The 19,000-nt window shown below is 43.8% G+C and carries 18 protein-coding genes; 14 read left to right on the top strand and 4 right to left on the bottom strand.

What is annotated here, in order from left to right:
• The first annotated feature begins 220 nt into the window (after positions 1-220).
• Together C170_RS08390 and C170_RS08385 are read left to right on the top strand one after the other, a co-directional pair.
• Positions 221-787, top strand: coding sequence for a sugar O-acetyltransferase (locus C170_RS08390; RefSeq protein ID WP_036608345.1), 567 nt, complete (start codon positions 221-223; stop codon positions 785-787).
• A gap of 38 nt (positions 788-825) precedes the next feature.
• The gene (locus tag C170_RS08385; protein WP_152683042.1) at positions 826-1,428 is read left to right on the top strand and encodes a sugar O-acetyltransferase; all 603 of its coding nucleotides are present in this window, start codon (positions 826-828) and stop codon (positions 1,426-1,428) included.
• 195 nt (positions 1,429-1,623) lie between these two features.
• Here C170_RS08385 and C170_RS08380 read toward each other — a convergent pair whose 3' ends face one another.
• Entirely contained in the window at positions 1,624-3,048 is a 1,425-nt protein-coding gene (locus tag C170_RS08380) for a glycoside hydrolase family 1 protein (RefSeq protein ID WP_036608339.1), read from the bottom strand.
• A gap of 343 nt (positions 3,049-3,391) precedes the next feature.
• Here C170_RS08380 and C170_RS08375 point away from each other — a divergent pair, with 343 nt between their 5' ends.
• Positions 3,392-4,360: a LacI family DNA-binding transcriptional regulator gene (locus C170_RS08375; RefSeq protein ID WP_036608338.1), complete on the top strand. Its 969-nt coding sequence runs from the start codon at positions 3,392-3,394 to the stop codon at positions 4,358-4,360.
• 206 nt (positions 4,361-4,566) lie between these two features.
• Positions 4,567-4,860 carry a DUF3817 domain-containing protein gene (locus C170_RS08370; RefSeq protein ID WP_036608336.1) on the top strand — a complete coding sequence of 98 codons (294 nt, stop codon included), beginning with the start codon at positions 4,567-4,569 and terminating at the stop codon, positions 4,858-4,860.
• Between the two features lie 79 nt (positions 4,861-4,939).
• Here the strand turns inward: C170_RS08370 and C170_RS30695 are convergent, their stop codons facing one another.
• Entirely contained in the window at positions 4,940-5,080 is a 141-nt protein-coding gene (locus C170_RS30695; protein WP_155985035.1) for a hypothetical protein, read from the bottom strand.
• Between the two features lie 118 nt (positions 5,081-5,198).
• Between C170_RS30695 and C170_RS08365 the strand changes: the two genes are divergently transcribed.
• From C170_RS08365 to C170_RS08340, 6 genes are all read left to right on the top strand, one after another.
• Complete coding sequence (locus tag C170_RS08365; protein ID WP_036608332.1) at positions 5,199-5,543, top strand: thioredoxin family protein; 345 nt, start codon at positions 5,199-5,201, stop codon at positions 5,541-5,543.
• Between the two features lie 180 nt (positions 5,544-5,723).
• Complete coding sequence (locus C170_RS08360) at positions 5,724-6,746, top strand: LacI family DNA-binding transcriptional regulator (protein WP_036608330.1); 1,023 nt, start codon at positions 5,724-5,726, stop codon at positions 6,744-6,746.
• A gap of 119 nt (positions 6,747-6,865) precedes the next feature.
• The gene (locus C170_RS08355; RefSeq protein ID WP_200868492.1) at positions 6,866-7,855 is read left to right on the top strand and encodes an ABC transporter permease; all 990 of its coding nucleotides are present in this window, start codon (positions 6,866-6,868) and stop codon (positions 7,853-7,855) included.
• 15 nt (positions 7,856-7,870) lie between these two features.
• On the top strand, positions 7,871-8,758 hold the full coding sequence (locus C170_RS08350; RefSeq protein ID WP_017688674.1) for a carbohydrate ABC transporter permease: 888 nt from the start codon (positions 7,871-7,873) through the stop codon (positions 8,756-8,758).
• 37 nt (positions 8,759-8,795) lie between these two features.
• Positions 8,796-10,439: a sugar ABC transporter substrate-binding protein gene (locus tag C170_RS08345; RefSeq protein ID WP_036608327.1), complete on the top strand. Its 1,644-nt coding sequence runs from the start codon at positions 8,796-8,798 to the stop codon at positions 10,437-10,439.
• Positions 10,440-10,461: 22 nt separating this feature from the next.
• Positions 10,462-11,808 (top strand): glycoside hydrolase family 30 protein, encoded by a 1,347-nt coding sequence (locus C170_RS08340; protein WP_036608324.1) that lies wholly within the window; start codon positions 10,462-10,464, stop codon positions 11,806-11,808.
• Between the two features lie 118 nt (positions 11,809-11,926).
• Here the strand turns inward: C170_RS08340 and C170_RS08335 are convergent, their stop codons facing one another.
• Complete coding sequence (locus C170_RS08335) at positions 11,927-12,334, bottom strand: hypothetical protein (RefSeq protein WP_235200735.1); 408 nt, start codon at positions 12,332-12,334, stop codon at positions 11,927-11,929.
• A 287-nt stretch (positions 12,335-12,621) separates the two neighbouring features.
• Between C170_RS08335 and C170_RS08330 the strand changes: the two genes are divergently transcribed.
• Positions 12,622-13,614, top strand: a complete 993-nt coding sequence (locus C170_RS08330) for a hypothetical protein (RefSeq protein ID WP_155985034.1) — start codon at positions 12,622-12,624, stop codon at positions 13,612-13,614.
• Between the two features lie 61 nt (positions 13,615-13,675).
• Positions 13,676-14,761, top strand: a complete 1,086-nt coding sequence (locus tag C170_RS08325; protein WP_051447075.1) for a glycosyltransferase WbsX family protein — start codon at positions 13,676-13,678, stop codon at positions 14,759-14,761.
• 28 nt (positions 14,762-14,789) lie between these two features.
• Here the strand turns inward: C170_RS08325 and C170_RS08320 are convergent, their stop codons facing one another.
• Positions 14,790-15,635: an AraC family transcriptional regulator gene (locus tag C170_RS08320; RefSeq protein WP_036608315.1), complete on the bottom strand. Its 846-nt coding sequence runs from the start codon at positions 15,633-15,635 to the stop codon at positions 14,790-14,792.
• Between the two features lie 122 nt (positions 15,636-15,757).
• Here C170_RS08320 and C170_RS08315 point away from each other — a divergent pair, with 122 nt between their 5' ends.
• Positions 15,758-17,218, top strand: a complete 1,461-nt coding sequence (locus C170_RS08315; protein ID WP_036608312.1) for an alpha-L-fucosidase — start codon at positions 15,758-15,760, stop codon at positions 17,216-17,218.
• Positions 17,219-17,499: 281 nt separating this feature from the next.
• On the top strand, positions 17,500-18,990 hold the full coding sequence (locus C170_RS08310) for an exosporium glycoprotein BclB-related protein (protein ID WP_036608310.1): 1,491 nt from the start codon (positions 17,500-17,502) through the stop codon (positions 18,988-18,990).
• Positions 18,991-19,000: the final 10 nt, after the last annotated feature.

Here is a 19,000-nt window from a genome sequence, read left to right as displayed (position 1 = left end):
ATAAAGAAATTGGACAAAAGCTTGAACCTCTGCATTCCCATAGTCTAATGGGTGTAGAGGTTTTTTTATTGTTGATACGCTAGGGTATGCGTCAGTGAAATTAACCATTTTCATATCGAGCAAAACTTGCTTTATTCATACTAATCTATATAATTAAAAGAGTTTTTAAAAGTATTATTTAATGTTTAATTACATGATGTGTATTGAGGGAGCGGTGATCATGACTACGAAGACGGAAAAACAAAAAATGCTGGATGGCAAGCTGTACATGGCTTCGGATCTTCAATTGTCTGAGGACAGAGAGTATGCAAGGAAAATGACGCGGACGTTCAATCAAACGACGGAAACGGACGGTGAGCTTCGCACCAAGTTATTGAAAGAACTGTTGGGATCTACAGGTGAACACCTGGGCATGGAACCTAATATTCATGTGGATTATGGATATAACATTCATGTAGGCAATCATTTTTATAGCAATTTTAACTGTACGATATTAGATGTGTGTGAAGTGCGTATTGGAGACCATTGCTTAATGGGACCAGATGTACATATCTATACGGCTACTCATCCACTCCATCCGCATGAGCGCAATACGGGTGCAGAATATGGCAAGCCAGTCACGATTGGCAATAATGTATGGATTGGTGGCAGAGCCGTTATTAACCCGGGGGTTACCATTGGAGACAACGTGGTCATTGCTTCCGGGTCTGTGGTTACAAAGGATGTTCCGGATAATATGATTGTGGGCGGTAATCCTGCTAGAATTATTAGAGAGATTGAGCTTTAACTTATTTTAGATAGAAGATGGGAAGTGCTTACGAAATGATGACTGAAAAAGAAAAATCTCAATTAGGGCTCTTGTATAACGCCAATTATGATCAAGAGTTAATTGAAGAGCGTTTACATGCCAAAGGACTTTGTTACGATTATAACCAGCTTCATCCAGCCAAGATCAATGAAAGAGAAGCGTTAATCAAGAAACTGCTGGGGAAAACGACGGATCGTTTCCTGATTGAACAGCCATTTGTATGTGATTACGGCTATAATATTGAAATTGGTGAGAACTTCTATAGCAATCATAATATTGTCATGCTGGATGGAGGCAAAATCAGTTTTGGAGATAACGTTTTTGTTGCTCCCAATTGCGGATTTTATACAGCAGGCCACCCTTATGATGTTGAGCAGCGCAATGAAGGTCTGGAGATCGTTGGACCCATCACGGTGGGCAATAATGTGTGGATCGGTGGCGGTGTGACAGTTCTTGCCGGTGTGACGATTGGAGATAATACGATCATCGGCGCAGGCAGCGTAGTGACCAAGAATATACCGTCTGGTGTGATTGCTGCGGGTAATCCTTGCAGGGTCATTCGCAAGATAACGGAAGAAGACAAAACAAAGTACAGCAGGGATGTAGTGAAGAACATCTAGTGAAGAATAAATAGTGAACAACGTGATAGTCGCTAATGGAGAATGCCCGATGTGTATCATCGGGTGTTTCTTTTTGAAAATAAAAATAAAATCCCCCAGACAGAAAACATGCCAAGGTATCGTATAACCGACACTTTTTTATGTGATATGTCTGGGGGATAGAAGAATGTATCTGTTACATTTGCTTAAAGAACCTTAACGTTGCAAACTTTTCCCGTTACTGCTGATCACTTCTTTGTACCAATGGAAGGATTTCTTGCGATAACGTTCGAGTGTTCCTGATCCATCGTCATGACGATCCACATAGATATAGCCATAACGTTTTTTCAACTGGGCAGAAGACGCACTTACAACATCAATGCAACCCCATGATGTATAACCCATAATTTCAACGCCATCTTCAATAGCTTCACCAACCTGAACCAGATGATCATTCAGATACTGGATGCGGTAGTCATCTTCAACTGTTTTCTCGCCGTCCGCACCCGTGATCAATTCATCAACAGCACCAAGACCATTTTCTACAATAAACAGTGGTTTTTGATAACGGTCATAGAACATGTTAAGCACATAACGCAATCCTTGCGGGTCAATCTGCCATCCCCATTCACTTGCTGGCAGATAAGGGTTAGGTACACCCCCAAGCAGGTTACCTTCACCTGCGATTTGTTTCTCCGGGTCTGCTGTCTGACAGATACTCATGTAATAACTGAAAGAGATAAAGTCTACTGTATTCAGTAACATTTCTTCGTCGCCAGCTTCCATCTGAATCTCGATTCCATTTTCACGGAAGTAACGTTTCATATAACCAGGGTAGCGACCTCTTACGTGTACATCGCCGAAGAAATAGTTGCTATGTTCGAATTCCATGACTTTAATCATATCGTCTGGATTTGGTGTCAGCGGGTAGGTCGGCATACTGAGCATCATACAACCAATCTGTGCCGTAGGAATGATCTCATGACAGAGCTTCACAGCGGAAGCACTGGCTACAAACTCATGATGGATCGCTTGATACAGATCTTGCTTGCTAAGCTTCTCCTTAGGCGTGTAGATACCACCGCTCATGAAGGGTGCTTCAAGAATCGAATTGATTTCGTTAAAGGTAAGCCAGTATTTCACTTTATTCTTATAACGTTTAAATACGGCAGTTACATAACGCTCATAGAATCCAACCATTTTTCGGTTAACCCAGCCGTCGTATTCTTTGGACAAGTGAAGAGGTGTCTCATAGTGGGATAGCGTAACCAGTGGTTCGATCCCGTATTTGTGACACTCGTCAAACAGATCGTCGTAGAATTGCAGACCTTCTTCATTTGGTTCCAGCTCGTCCCCTTTTGGGAAAATACGGGACCAGGCGATGGAAGTACGGAATACCTTGAAGCCCATCTCGGCAAACAGTTTCACATCTTCCTTGTAGCGATGATACAGATCTATACCGATCAGTTTCATGTTATCTTCGGTTGGTTCTTCCGTGATTGGACCCATGATGCCTTTGGGAGCTACATCCTGAGTAGATAATCCTTTGCCGCCTTGATTGTATGCACCTTCAGCCTGGTTGGCTGCAATTGCGCCACCCCACAGGAAATTTTCCGGGAATTGATAAGTATGATTACTCATGTGTATCGCTCCATTCATCAAATTGATTTTAAGATGATTCATGTATGACATAAAAAAAGCTTAAACGTTGTAACGGGTTACACGTCAAGTTTTACTTTTGACCCAGATTTGATGCATACTATTATTCTAAATAAGTTCAACTAAAATTTACACGAAAACGGAGAGGACAGAAATAACCAGAAGAAGCGAAGCGGTCGCCTTTATCCCCGGATTTTCCCGTTTAGATATGGGAATCAAAAAATCTGGGGATAACAACGATCGGAAGGTTGTTCTGTCATCGAAGTGCCAGTGTAAATAATCTTAGTTGAACTTATATAGTTCGTTAGCAAGAAGGGAGTCTCCGATGTCCAAGTTTGATGAAATTATGAAGCGGTCCGGTTACTCAAAAGCGACAGTGTCACGAGTGATTAACCATTCTCCGCATGTTAGTGATGAAGCAAGACAGATCATAACGGATATTATGAAACAGTTGAATTATATTCCCAACCGGAATGCGGTATCGTTATCTACAGGGCAAACAAAGCAGATTGGAATTGTGACCTCTACCACAGGTGAGATCATTCTTACATTCATGAATCAATTCATTGATACAGCCATGGATTTTGGGTTTCAGACGATTATCTATACATCCCGTGGAGATCCGGAGATTGAATTGCAGGCTTTCGAAGATCTGCGCAGTAAACGAGTCGATGGGCTAGTTATTATTGCTTGTGTTAATGATCCTCGGAAATTAAAGGCGTATTTGGAATACGGTCCGATTGTCTCCTGGCAGCGAATGGGGAATGACGAGATTCCGTCTGTTGCTATGGATCAGGCAGAAGGGTATAAGTTAGCTCTGGAGCATCTGGTTTCGAGAGGATACACCCGAATTGCAAATGCATTTGGCAGGGCTGAAAGTTTGAATACCCAGAGCCGCCGTGAAGCCTATGAATCTTTCATGAAGAGCAGAGGGTTGCATGTGTGGACTGAAGCGTATCAATATTCAGTATTTAGCTCGTCCGATGGCGAAGAAGCGATGCGAAGAATGGCTGAGGGGCCAGAACTTCCACAGGCCGTATTATGTTCAAATGATTATGCAGCCATCGGCATTCTTAGTGAAGCACGCAGAAGGAAAATTCAGGTACCGGAACAACTCGCCATTGTGGGGTTTGATGATATCGAGCTTTCCCGTGTGCTTGGAATCACGACCATACACAATCCGATTGCGGAGCAAGCCACCCAGGCTTTCCATCAATTGTGGGCCGTATTGGGTAAAATGGAGTTGCAGACCGAACAGCTGACATACCAGCTGATTGAGCGTGAGACAACTTGAATCCATAAGACCTGATGTTGGAATCTGAATTTATGGATTCAATAATTATTCAAATTTGAAGCATCTTCGAATCGGAGTCATACGTTATACTGAATATGAGCTTCAGAACGACATATCTGTAAGGAGATGTGGCGTGAGCTTTTTTGTATCATGTTACAAGTTACATATTTCACAAACGATTAGCGGGAAAGGTGAGAATGGACTTTATGAAAACAGTGACAGGCCGATTCAGAATTGCGGGCATATGGGAGGGTGTATCCTTACTTCTATTGATTTTTATTGCTATGCCTCTGAAATATTTTGCAGATATCTCTTCCGCTGTAGCCGTAATGGGCATGATTCATGGTATTTTGTTTCCTTTGTATCTTATTGCACTAGTGCATTTGGCTCTGGTCAAAAAGTGGAAGATAACACGCTGGCTGATGGGTGGACTCGCCGGTCTACTGCCGTTTGGAACTTTTGTATTCGAATCTTATCTTCGGAAGAGAGATTGGAAATAAAAATCAATAAGAATAAATGAAAGCAGGCGACTAATTCAGATGTTATCCGAATTGTCGCCTATTACTTTCTGTACAAGTTCTACTTTACTGTACCTTGCTGACGATCGGACAATAAGCTGACTCCAATATCGTCGCCAGAGGCATTCGACACAGGTGCATATGCTGAGAAGGAAGTAACAACTACCAGAGCAGTGAACAGAAATAAGAATGATTTTTTCATACCATAACCTCTTTCATATGGGGATATATTCCATTTGATTCTAACGCATATAGGCTATACTTGAAAAGAAAAAGTTTAAATGAGCAAGCTATTGAATGACTGAAAGGGTTGAGCTTCTATGAAAGATATTCATGAGTTAACATCCATAGAAATGGTTGAAGAAGTTATTCAACAACATGAATTGGTTTTTTTGTATGTATCTCGTCCAGAGTGCAGTGTATGTCACGCTTTACTTCCTAAGATCAGGATGTTGCTTGAACCTTATCCATCGGTATACCTGGGTCACATTAATGCTAATGAAGTGGAAGAGGTTGCTTCCAAGTTTCTTATTTTTACCGTTCCAACAATGATCATGCTTGTGGAGCAGAAGGAATATATTCGAGCGGATCGTTTTGTTCGCTTGGAACGTCTGGAAGAGCAGTTGCAACAGATTCACTCCATGTATGTCCAAGATGAGGGATAGAAAGCTAAATCTTCATGAACGGCGGCTCATACATGAGCCGTTTTTTTGCGCCCGCAGTGGCATATAGCTATGAATAAAGTACATGATGTTTGAACTCGCAAATTAAAGTGTTGCCATGAAAACGGTTTTATGATAATTTAAATATTATAAAAACGTTTTTATAGTAAAGGAACAAAACTTATGGCAAAGATAACGATTAAAGATGTAGCAAGGGAAGCGGGCGTATCCATATCTACGGTCTCCAACGCCTTGAATGGTGTGGATGTCTTGAACCCGGAGACAAAATCACATGTTCTTAAGGTGGCAGAACGTTTAAATTATGTGCCCAATCTGAATGGCAAGCTGTTGAAGTCCGGTCAAACCAAAATGCTCGGTTTTTTCACTACAAGTGTATCGGGTCCGTATTTCTATAAGCTGGTTGAGTCAATGTCTCGCGAATGTGATCGTCTTGGGTATGGTTTGAATGTATTTGTGACCAAGGATAAACACGTTATTATGAGTAATATTTTGGGTCGGCGGGTGGATGGTGTCATTATCTACGAAGAGCTTCGGATCGATGAGCAAGATATTATCGCCATGGAGAAAGACAAGATCAAGGCGGTTTTTCTGGATCGGGTCTATCAGAGTGATACGATGGGAAGTGTCATTTTTGACTCGTATGTGGCTGCTTACGAAGCAACCAAGTATTTAATTGGGCTGGGGCACAAGAAAATTGCTTATATTTCGGGCGTGGACACGATGTTTGACAGTGTGCAGCGTAGAGACGGCTATCTGGCTGCCTTGCATGAATACCAGCTTCCAATCAATGAAGATTACATTATACAAGGGTACTTTGAGGAGGAGAGCACGTATAGTGCGATAAAATCTTTTCTTCATTTGCACCCCGGCAAGCGGCCTGATGCATTTCTTGCAGGGAATGACTTGAGTGCAATTGGCTGTATGCATGCGTTGAAGTCTGAGGGCTTTGAAGTGCCTCAAGATGTTAGTGTCGTGGGTTTTGACGATATTGATATCGCACAGTATTTTTCTCCACCGCTTACAACGGTAAGAAATCAAATTGCAAGACAGGGTATCCTGGCAATCAATCAACTGGTGGGTATGATCAAGGAGAAAGAACAAGGGGCTGCACAGAAATTGGCGGGTGAGCTGGTGGTTAGAGGTTCAAGCCATGTGAAGATCGACCGGAAAGACTACCGTACATAAGTTGACTCAGCTTCTTCTCCGGTCTTTTTTTACATAAATAAAAGCAAAGGGGATTTTTATGCCGAAAAATAAAAACGTTTTTATAAACATGTATGCATGATGGAGGGGAGTAAAAAAACGTGGATAAATTAGCCGTAGAGACATCAACCGGTAAAAATGCGATCAGTCCCAATGGGAAGAAACCCATCGGACAACGGATTAAAGAATTCATAGTCGATTATCGGAGACAATGGGAGATTCAATCGATGATTATCCCGGGCATTATATTTATGATTATTTTCTGTTATATTCCGATTTACGGTTTGACAATTGCCTTCAAAAATTACACGGTCATTGATACGTTGGCCACCGCTCCTTGGGTAGGGCTGGATAATTTCAGAATCATTTTATCAGATAAATACTTCTGGGATGCAGTCGTGAATACGTTAGGGATCAGTTTTTTGAAATTAGGTATCGGGTTTGTCATTCCGATCATTCTCGCAATCATGATCTACGAGTTAAACAGCGGACGCTTCAAGAAGTTTGTGCAAACGGTTTCATACTTACCTCACTTTTTGTCCTGGATCGTACTTGGGGGAATGCTGATCACCTGGTTTTCAACAACGGGCTTATTTAATCAGTTGTTACTTAGCCTGGGAGTGATCTCGCAACCGCAGAACATCTTGCTGGATGCAGGCAAGTACTGGTGGATTGCTACGTTATCGGATATTTGGAAAGAAGCAGGTTGGGGAACGATTCTGTATCTGGCGATCATGGCAAAGATTGATCCTACGTATTATGAAGCTGCCAAAATTGATGGTGCAAGCCGTCTTAGACAGATCTGGAATATCACATTGCCCAACATGAAATCAATCATAAGCCTAAATCTGATTCTAACTGTAAGCGGTTTATTAGGGTCGAATCTGGATCAGACCTTGGTTCTCATGAACTCCCAGAACCGCGACAAAGCGGAAGTTATCAATTCTTATGTGTATCGTATGGGGATGTCTCAGGGTGACTTTTCATATGCAACGGCCGTTGGCTTGGGTGTCTCCATCATCTCTGTCATTCTGCTCGTCACTGCAAACAAAATCACAAGCAAATTAAACGATAATCAATCTGTGTTGTAGAAGGAGGCATCCCGCGTGAATGGAAAGGTGGCAAAAGAAGATCTCGATAGTCGGATCTTTGATACCTTAAATATGATTTTGTTAATCATCTGTACGATCGTTATTCTGGTTCCGCTCTGGAATGTCATCATCTCTTCCTTTAGTTCAGGCAAAGCGTTGGCGGAAGGTGGATTCATCTTCTGGTCACCGGAATTCTCGCTGGAGAATTACAGAGCGGTATTCAATGATCAGGGCATCTGGCAGGCCTTCTTCATATCGGTGTCCAAAACAACGATCGGCGTTGTTACACATGTGTTCTTTTGTGCCATGGTTGGTTACGGTCTGAGCAAAAAGTACATAAGAGGCCGTAAATTATACGTTGCCATGGGTGTTATTACCATGTTCTTCTCGGGCGGTATGATCCCGACATACCTGTTAATCAAATCACTTGGCCTGCTTAACAGCTTCTGGGTGTACATTATCCCGGCGTTATTCAGCTTCTATGATGTCGTAATTCTGATGAATTTCTTCCGGAATGTCCCGGATTCGTTGGAAGAATCGGCCAAGATTGACGGTGCAGGGGATTGGCATATTTTCCTGAAAATCTTCATTCCACTCTCCATGCCTGCCATGGCTACAATTGCACTATTTAATGGGGTGGGGCAATGGAACGACTTTATGACAACCAAGTTATACATTACCGATCAGTCACTGTATCCACTTCAGATGATGTTGTATGAGATTATCGTGCAGTCACAGACACAATCCATGCAAAATGTCGGGGGTTCGGCTGTTATTGAAACAACGACCAAAGGCGTGCAGCTAGCCACCATTGTTATTACAACACTCCCTATCGTGCTGATCTATCCCATCGTTCAGAGATACTTTATCTCGGGAATGATGCTCGGAGCAGTCAAGGAATAGGAGCAACAAATACCCCATTTTGAGGAGGAACAAAAATATGTTGAAGTTGAATAAGGCATCAGGCAAAAAAGGGATTAAATTGCTCGCAACACTGCTCACAGCCGTACTTATGATTACAGGTTGCAGTGGTGGATCTGGGGGCTCAAGTGAAGGAAACTGGGTTTCCATTGAAGATCGTTATACGGTTGACCCGGAAAAGCCAGCTTGGCAGTTGGATAAAAAGGAAGAGGCTACCGACCTGACATGGTACGTCAATGCTGACTGGTGGAACACCGATTTTGGCAAGGACATTGTTACCAAGAAAATCAAAGAGGAGTTGAACATCAATATTAAATTCATCACGGGTGATGATACCAAGTTAAACACCTTTTTCGCAGGTGGAGATATGCCTGACTTGTTGACCGTATTTGACTCCAATTCTCCTGTGGTACAAAAAGCTGCAACCTGGGCGATGCCGCTGAACGATCTGGCGGAAAAATATGATCCTTACTTCAATAAAGTAGCGGCTGCCGATACATTGAACTGGTTCCAATTGGCGGATGGTAAAACCTATGGTTACCCGAACTATTCCAATACACAAGAGGATTATGATAGCGGTAATATTCCTGCCAAAACGGCATTTATCATTCGTAAAGATGTGTACGAAGCTTTGGGTAGTCCGGTCATTGGAACGCCAGAAGAATTCCAGAATGTGATGAAACGAATTAAGCAAGAGTTCCCTGCGCTGATTCCATTCGGCTTTAATGCCGTAGGAGAAGGAACGGGTTCACTCGGAGATACGTTGCAAGACTTCATTGGTGTTCCGCTTGAGAACGAGAATGGAGAATTCTATGATCGTAATCTGGATGAAGATTACCTCACGTGGTTGAGAACATTGAACACCGTGTATAGAGACGGCAATATCAGTGATGACAGTTTTGCGGATGATGGTACGGCTTTTGAAGAGAAAGTGAAATCGGGTAAATATGCAACGATGCTGCTCGACGGTACACCTCAACAAGGAGGAAACCTGCAAATCTACATGAGTGCCAATCCAGGCAAAGAATATGTTGCTATCGATGGACCGCAGAGTACCAAAGGTAATGCACCAACATTGAATCAATCCGGAATAACCGGGTGGATGATCAATTTCATTTCCAAGGACTGTAAAGATCCGGCCAAGGCCATTCAGATATTCACATACTTGCTGAGTGAAGAAGGACAGACGCTTATGAATTACGGGATCGAAGGGGAAAGCTACCAAACCAAAGCCGACGGTAGTGTAGAATTGCTGCCAGCAGTGAAAGACATGCAACTGAATAACGCAGATCAATTCAAAAAGGATTATCGGATGGGCGAGTTTATGTTCTTTGGTCATGACCGCCACAAAGCACTCAGTGCAGATGCTTTTCCGGAAGCGATTAAACAGATGCAGGAGTGGGGCAAAGGCAAGCTGAAACCACACTTTATTCTGGAGAATATTAGCCCGGATCAAGGTACACCTGAAGCTCGTGCGTTGTCAGCAATCAATACGAAGTGGAATACAACGCTGGTCAGTATGGTACGGTCCAAGGATGATGCCTCGTATGACAATGCACTGGCTTCTTACAAGTCATTTTTAGGTGAGAACCGTTGGGAAGAGATTGTGAAGGTACGCAGTGAAAAGATGAAATTGAACAAAGAGAAACTAGGAATTCAATAATAGAAATACAAAGGAGAATCCTATGACTACATTCAAAATGTACAAAACTACGGGTGAAGAAGATTTATTCGTATCTCTATCCCAAGAGCAATTGAAACCACTAGATGCTGATAAGGAGAAAACGACCATCCATCTGGATGATCAGTTAACGTATCAGGAGATGGACGGATTTGGTGCTTCTTTTACCGATTCATCTGCCTATTTGATCAACCAAATCTTGAGTGAGGAGCAGCGGGAAGAGGTTATGACCCGGCTGTTCCATCCAGAGAAAGGGATTGGGCTCTCGGTCATCCGAAATCCGATGGGAGCTTCGGACTATGCGAGAACGATATACAGTTATAACGATATGCCAGAACAGAAGGTAGACCCGAAATTAACCCAATTCAGCATTGCACATGATGAAGAGGACGTTATTCCTTTAACGCAAAAGGCGTTGGCATTGAACCCTGAACTGAAGCTATTTGCCTCACCATGGAGTGCACCCGGCTGGATGAAAACGAGCGGATCCATGATTACCGGACAATTAAAGACTGAATGGTATCCCGTTTATGCTGAATATTTCGTGAAATACATTCGAGCATATGGCAAGCATGGATTACCCATCCATGCCATTACACCACAGAATGAGGCGCTTTATGAACCCGGGCACTATCCGGGTATGTTGATGCCAGCCGAGGCCCAAGCAGATTTTATCAAAAATCATCTCAAACCAGCCTTTGTGCAAAACGATATTCAAACCAAAATTCTCTGTTACGATCACAACTGGGATCAACCGGACTATCCACTGACCGTGCTGGAACAAGCGGGAGAGGAAGTGGATGGTGTAGCCTGGCATTGGTACGGGGGCGATGCTTCTGCTCAAACGAAGGTTTATGAAGCTTTTGCAGGGAAAGAAGTGCATTTCACTGAAGGTTCGGGTGGAGAGTGGATTCCGCCATTTGAGCAAGCTTTCTCAAATGTGATGCGAACGGGAATTCAGATTCTTCGCAATTACAGCAAGTCCTTTGTACTTTGGAATATGGCACTTGATGAGAACAACGGGCCAACCGTTCCGGGATTTGGCCGCAGTACGTGCCGTGGGATCGTACAGGTGAATCAGCAAACAAAGGAACTTACGTATACACTTGATTATTATGCTCTGGCTCATTTCAGTGCTGTGATCCGCCCGAAGTCTGTTCGGATCGAATCAACATCCAGTGATGATGGAATTTGTTCTGTGGCTTTTAAAAATGCCGATGGTTCCGTAGCTTTAGTCCTCTTCAATGATGGAGAGGAGACGGGCAACATACAGGTTAAGCTGCGTGACGATGTATTGATGCAGTTTCAGCTGGAAAGCAAGAGTGTCTTGTCCGTATTGATCACAGATTAATAAATAAATAGATGGAGTTACAAGTAGGCTTCATCAGAAATGAAACCAAAAGAAGCGATATCCGGAGTGTACACGGATATCGCTTCTTTTGGTGAAACTCATCTGATTCAGGGTTATCTTATACGGGTTGAATGGCGAGATGGGGTGTCCCGCTACTTTCATCAACAAACAGTATATATTGATTGCCAGCAGTCCCTGTTAAGACCAGACCGGGTTGACCTGCAACACCAGGATTGTAATATCTGAGTTGTTGCAAAACGGGTAGGGAGAGTGGAAGAGTAGGTTGATTAAGTGCCATTAATTGTGTAGCGGCCTTAACGCTATCTCCAGCTTCAATCACTCCGCCTACACCCAAATGGTTGACAATCGAGGAGCTGGCGTTGATTTGAAGGCTGCCTGTTATGGTCTGACTGCCATTGACGTTTAGATCGACACCAACGGTTTGATTACCATTAACTTGCAGATCTTGGTTAATGGTCTGATTACCGGTGACAAGGATGCTATCAAAAGTTGGCAAAGATATCATCTCCTATATAGTATTCTTATATTCTATGAGGACAAGATCTGGAATGATCCGGGTGGCCACACATTATATACCTGGGATAAAGCCCCTTTTGCAAAAAAAGAGTTAGCGAAACACTATTTCGTGCATATTGTAGGCAGAGAATGTTTTCGCATGGAACAGGAGGGTTTGTTATCCAAAAGAAGTCAAGAACGCAGGTTAAGTCCGCAAAAAAGAAACGTTCAGTTCATGATGCGAACCGGTTATTCCTGAGACAGATGAATGTGGTTCTGAACAGGAAACTCAAATCCATGCGTAAACATATGGAAGTACAGCATTTGGAACTGAATCAGCAATGGCTGAAAATGATGCAGGTGGGAAGCATACCTGCCCGAGAAGTGCCAAAAGTGATCTATAAGGAGTTAAATGTGCTTCTTATTACCCCTTGTAATGACCGAGAAATGTCATCACATTGCGTCCTGATTGAACAGAGTTTGAAACATCTCGTGAGAAATGTGAATGAGATTAAATATATCGAATCCGTGTCAGCCTGTTTGTCTTCCTATGATGTTGACCTGATTATGGTTATCGGAAGCGGAGAAAACTTGCCGGATGAGAATATTACAGCATTAAGGACATCCACCGTGAAAAAGGCCATCTGGTTGTCTGCCGATCAACAAGTGAACCAAAGCGAAACTATTCTACCGATTTTTGATCACGTGTTTACACAACAATCAACCCAAATAAGCGATGATCAGCATCATATGGGAAGCACTGGTAGTCATGAACTGTTCATGCCGCCTGATCCACATATATTCTGTCCGCAAGCTGTTCCCCCGGAGTACGAATCGGATGTTTATATCATCGGGGATGCAGAACCGGATGACATCGTCACCGCTGTTGCCAAATCGGGTCTTTTGGATAACAAAAAGGTTCGGGTAGATGGAAAGGGTTGGGCACAGATCGGGGATTTCAAGCCTGTTCATACGAATGAAGCTCGTCAGATGTTATATAACGGAAGCAAACTGGTTATTCATCGTGGCGAATCAATCAAAAACGTGATGGAAATTGCCGCATGTGGGACGTTTCAGCTCATAGGACCATCTGTGAATCAGAGCAACGGGATTGACCTTAGTAACTTTCAACAATACAACTCTTGTGAAGAACTCACTCAGAAGTTTGAACATTACTGGCAGAGTGTTGATGCAAGGAGACTGGCCGCTAGCCATGCTCTGGCATACATGAAATATAATCAATCCCATCTACAAAAAACATTGCGACTGCTGGATATCATTTTCATATAAATCATCCCAAAAATCACAGGAGCGTAGGCTGCATCATGTTGCTGCATTGGAGGAGTTCTGATTGAAGGTAATTGCTCTGCATCTGCCCCAATTTCACCGGATTGAGGAGAACGACCGATGGTGGGGGGACGGTTTTACCGAATGGACCAATGTAAAAAAAGCCGCGCCTTTATATTCGGGTCATCATCAGCCTAAACAGCCATTTCAGGGGAAATATTATGACCTTTCCGATCCAGATGTACGAAAATGGCAAGCGGAAACGGCTAAACAGCATGGCATTTATGGATTTTGTTATTATCATTATTGGTTCAAAGGCAAGCGTTTGCTGGAAAAACCGGTGAATGAAATTTTGGATAGTGGGGAGCCTGATTTTCCTTTTTGCTTGTCCTGGGCCAATGAGACATGGACAAGAAAATGGGATGGGCAAGAATCCGATATTCTCATGGCCCAGAACTATGGGGATCGAGAGGATTGGGAAGAACATTTTAATTATCTGGTAAAAGTATTTAAGGACAAACGATATATTCGAGTGGAAGGTAAGCCATTATTTCTGATCTATCGACCAGCCAGTATTCCGCAATGTGAGGAAATGATTCAGTTTTGGCGTGAATTGGCTTTGAAGCATGGCCTGAAAGGGATTCATTTTGTGCAGACCATTGGTGGATTCCCTACATTTAATGGTCAGATCTTTGATGCGAGTATGGAATTTGAACCGCATTATACGTTTGCACATGGACATATGAATGGAATCTGGATCGAAATGAACATCAAGGGACAGCAGCATATTGCTGTGAATTACGACAAGGTATGGTCCTCCATTCTCGAACGAACACCACACCGTAACGGAGAAATTGTCTATCCAGGTGCTTTTGTCAATTGGGATAATACACCGCGGAGAGGTGTTGACGGACAGAGTACGCTCGGGGCCACCCCAGAGAAGTTTGGGCTGTATCTGTCCAGACAGATGGAACGAGCGAGGACGCTGTACAAAAGTGAATATCTTTTTGTTAATGCCTGGAACGAGTGGGCGGAAGGGGCATATCTTGAGCCGGATCAAAACTATGGTTATGCTTATTTGAGCGAACTCAAGAAAGTGACTCAGCATGAATCGAACAGAAACAAGTCTATAGGAGGGAGTTCCGAATGAGGGAACTCTCTCTTTGCTTTGAGTTTATTTATAGACCATGTTTCGTTGTAATTCCCGTTTTTTGTTTGCGGTACTCCGTTGGAGTTAACCCTGTATGCTTTTTGAACTGTCTGGAGAAATAATACAAATCACTGAAACCGAGATGCTCGGCGATGGTGGTTATTGTGTTCGGGGTGCACGCCAGCAACTCCTTGGCCTTATCGATTTTTTTGCCAGTAATATAGAGGATCGGAGGAACACCGATCTGCTGCTTGAAGAATCGAATGAAATAATTTGGATGCATGTAGGCGATCTGGGCCAGATCCTGAACCGAAATATTCTCTTCGATGTTGGAATCAATATAAGCCAGAATAGTGGACAGTTTCTCCATGACAGGCACGTTAATAAAAGAGATCTGATCCAGATCCAGATTCATTATATAGTGGGACAGTAGCTCGGTTAGTTTGCTCTTGGCCATCATATGGCCATAGACTTCATCGGATTTTGCATATGTAAGGATACTGCTGAAGATTGCTTGAATCAACTCAGGTTGATCTATCGTACAGATGTGTGGAAATTTCAGAATTTGGAACAAATTGATTCCCCCAACCTTTGCGCTAAAGTGACACCAATATTTGAGAAAAGGACTTTCATTAATGGCAGAGTATGACTGTTGGATCCCCTCTGGCATTAAAATAAGTTGATTAGGTTCAGGGTAATACTCCTCATCCCCAATTTTGAGCCAACCTTCACCTTCGCATATGAAATAAAACTTGCTGTAATCGGGCGTGTAATCCAGATCCCGCCAATCCGTATCGCACCGATTGTAATTGACCATAAATAATTCGACTTGGAGATTGGACAGGTAGTTCGTAAGCAAAGTTTGGTGATTCATACTTTTCATCTCCATACAAGGTTATTATTGTCCATCTAAAAGTTAGTGTTCTGCATGTCTATCCTTTGGTCGTAGCACTACAATACAACTACAGACAATAACAGAAGGGATGAGAACATCTCATGGACAAAAACGAATATTTGCAACATATTGAAGCAACGATTGAGAGCGGTAAATTCAAGGACAACTGGAGTTCGCTTAGCACCTTCCAAGTACCCGAGTGGTACCCAAAAGCGAAATTCGGCATATTCATTCACTGGGGGCTATATTCTGTACCGGCCTATGATAGCGAATGGTATTCGCGAAATATGTACATACAAGGCACCAAAGCTTATGAACATCACCTTGAGGTGTATGGACCTCATAAGGACTTTGGATATAAAGACTTCATTCCGATGTTTCGTGCAGAGAAGTTTGATGCAGACGAATGGGCAACGTTATTCAAACAGGCTGGAGCCAGATATGTTATGCCTGTGGCTGAGCACCATGACGGTTTTCAGATGTATAAAAGCTCTATCTCTCACTATAACACATATGAAATGGGCCCCAAACGGGATCTTCTGGGTGAGATGAAGGTTGCATACGAGAAGCAGGGGCTGACCTTATGCGTGTCGTCTCACCGCGCCGAGCACTGGTTCTTCATGTCTCACGGGAAGGAGTTTGATTCAGATATTAAGGAACCCCTGGAGCGTGGGGATTTCTATTGGCCTGCCATGCCTGAACCCAAGGATCACTTCGACTTGTATGACTCACCTCCAACCGAGGAGTATCTGGAGGACTGGTTGATTCGCTGCTGTGAACTGGTCGATCAATATCAGCCAAAGGTCTTTTATTTTGATTGGTGGATTCAAACGGTTGCGTTCAAACCCTATCTTAAAAAATTTGCTGCCTATTATTATAACAAAGGCGAAGAGTGGGGCGTGCCTGTAGCTATCAATTATAAACATGAGGCCTACATGTTTGGGAGTGCCGTTCCGGATGTGGAGCGGGGACAGTTCGCTGAGCTCAAGCCCTATTTTTGGCAAACGGATACAGCTGTCGCTAAAAACTCATGGTGTTATACGGAAAATAATAACTATAAAACGGCTGAAGAGATCATTCGGGATCTCGTCGATATTGTAAGCAAAAACGGAAATTTACTGCTGAACATTGGGCCCAAAGCAGACGGCAGCATACCGGAAGAAGATCGTGAGATTTTGCTGAGCATTGGCAAGTGGCTGGAAGTGAATGGGGAAGCGATCTATGACACGTCATTCTGGCGTACGTTTGGCGAGGGTCCGACAGAGGTGAAGGAAGGGCAATTCACGGATGGGGATACGAAGATATTTACGAGTGAAGATATACGGTTTACGTTAAAAGAAAGCAGTCTGTATGCCACGGTTCTTGCCTATCCAGATAACGGGGTGGTGCAGATTAAATCCCTGAAGGAAAATTCTCATCATTTTCAAGGGGTCATTCAAGATATTCAGGTACTTGGCTATGAAGAACAGCCAAAATGGGAGAGAACAGCGGACGCACTGACGATCACAACGACAACTGTGAAAAGTAATGCGCCTATTGTTTTCAAAATTAAATTGGACTAATCAACAAAGATAAATAAATACTGTAAATATAAAAAGGGCGCATCCAGGGGTATTGTACTCATCGGATAGCGCTCTTTTGGTTGGGCTATACATAGGGCTGACTTCCATGCAAAATCCTCTCCATGATAATGGAGGTTCCTCCAAGCTGAAAACTGTAATTCGGAAATTTACTTATATAATAATCACGAAATTCTTGCTTGCTAATATACTGATATCATCAAACCAGTGATGTTCGCCTGTAATGGATTGATTGAGACTCACTAAGGAGGATCTGCAAAAAGATGAAACCAAAGAAACGCATCAGATATGGTTGGAGCGGATTTAAGAAAAAAAAAGCTGAGGACTGTGACCATCCCCAAGAGCAGCACAAAGAACACCATCACGAGCACCATCATAACCACCACAATCATCATCACAATAACCACCATCATAAGTGTTTTGACAAAGAAGCCGAATTCCTTCTCAAATTAATTGGTGAGTTGAAGGGAGCAATTGTACAGGTTTTTGCCAATCCCACGCCTCACAATGTTTCACTTCTGATTGAGGTACTGCGTAAATTACTGGCTCTGGTTCATTGCTCGGATTTGAAAAAGGGAACCAAGGCAGATCTCGAAGCGATCTTGGAGCTTACCATTGTATCTGCAGAGGCCGTTCCATTTTCTCCGATCAGTGTGGGAACCAATTTGCAGCAATTGCTGGATGTGCTCCTATCTGTCATTTTACAGGGGAATATCGATTCGGCTGAGAAAGATCAACTGGTCATTTTGATCCGGGCGACCGAATTGGCAATCACAACAGGGCTTAGAAACATAGGCAGTCAAGGTCCGGCAGGACCTGCAGGACCAGCGGGTCCTCAGGGCGTACCTGGTCCACAAGGCCCGGCTGGCGTTGCTGGTGCTCAGGGTGGTGTAGGTCCAGCTGGTACACCGGGAGCTGCTGGTGCCCAGGGACCCGCAGGTGCGACAGGTGTTACTGGCGCAACGGGTGCGGCAGGCCCAGCAGGTGGCGCAACAGGAGCGACAGGTGTAACGGGGAGTACAGGAGCTGTTGGAGCAGCGGGCGTTACAGGAGCAACAGGTGATCCTGGCGTAGCAGGAGCCACCGGAGTCACCGGGGCTACCGGGGCAGCTGGACTTGCGGGAGTCACCGGGGCAACGGGTGCAGCCGGAATTGCTGGGGTAACCGGGGCTACTGGCGCAACTGGGATTGCGGGAGTAACTGGCAGCACTGGTGTTACAGGAGCTACGGGTTCGGGCGCCATCATACCATTTGCTTCTGGCGGACCTGCCATATTAACAACGATTCTTGGTGGACTGGTCGGAACGACAAGCCTTATCGGTTTCGGCAGCTCGGCAACAGGAGTCAGCATTCTGGGTGGCACGATTGATTTAACGGGAACGATTGTCGGACCACTCATTAACTTTGCGTTCTCTGTCCCACGGGATGGCGTTATAACTTCCATTGCTGCCTATTTCAGTACCACAGCAGCCTTGGCCTTGGTTGGTTCAACGGTGACCATCACTGCGCAATTATTCAGTTCACCGACTCCGAATAATGCATTTACTGCGGTTCCGGGGGCGGTCGTTACACTGGCACCTCCACTCACCGGTATTATTGCATTGGGTAGTATCTCCAATGGCATAACAACCGGATTGGCTATACCTGTGACTGCACAGACACGTCTGCTACTGGTGTTCTCGGCAACGGCAGCCGGACTTTCTCTTGTGAATACCGTTGTTGGTTATGCAAGTGGCGGCGTGAACATTACATGATGAGATATAA

Source organism: Paenibacillus sp. FSL H7-689, from assembly GCF_000517905.1.
GTDB classification, from domain to species: Bacteria; Bacillota; Bacilli; order Paenibacillales; family Paenibacillaceae; genus Paenibacillus; species Paenibacillus amylolyticus.
The sequence above is the reverse complement of the archived record's forward strand: the minus strand, read 5'-3'. Positions and strand labels throughout refer to the sequence as shown.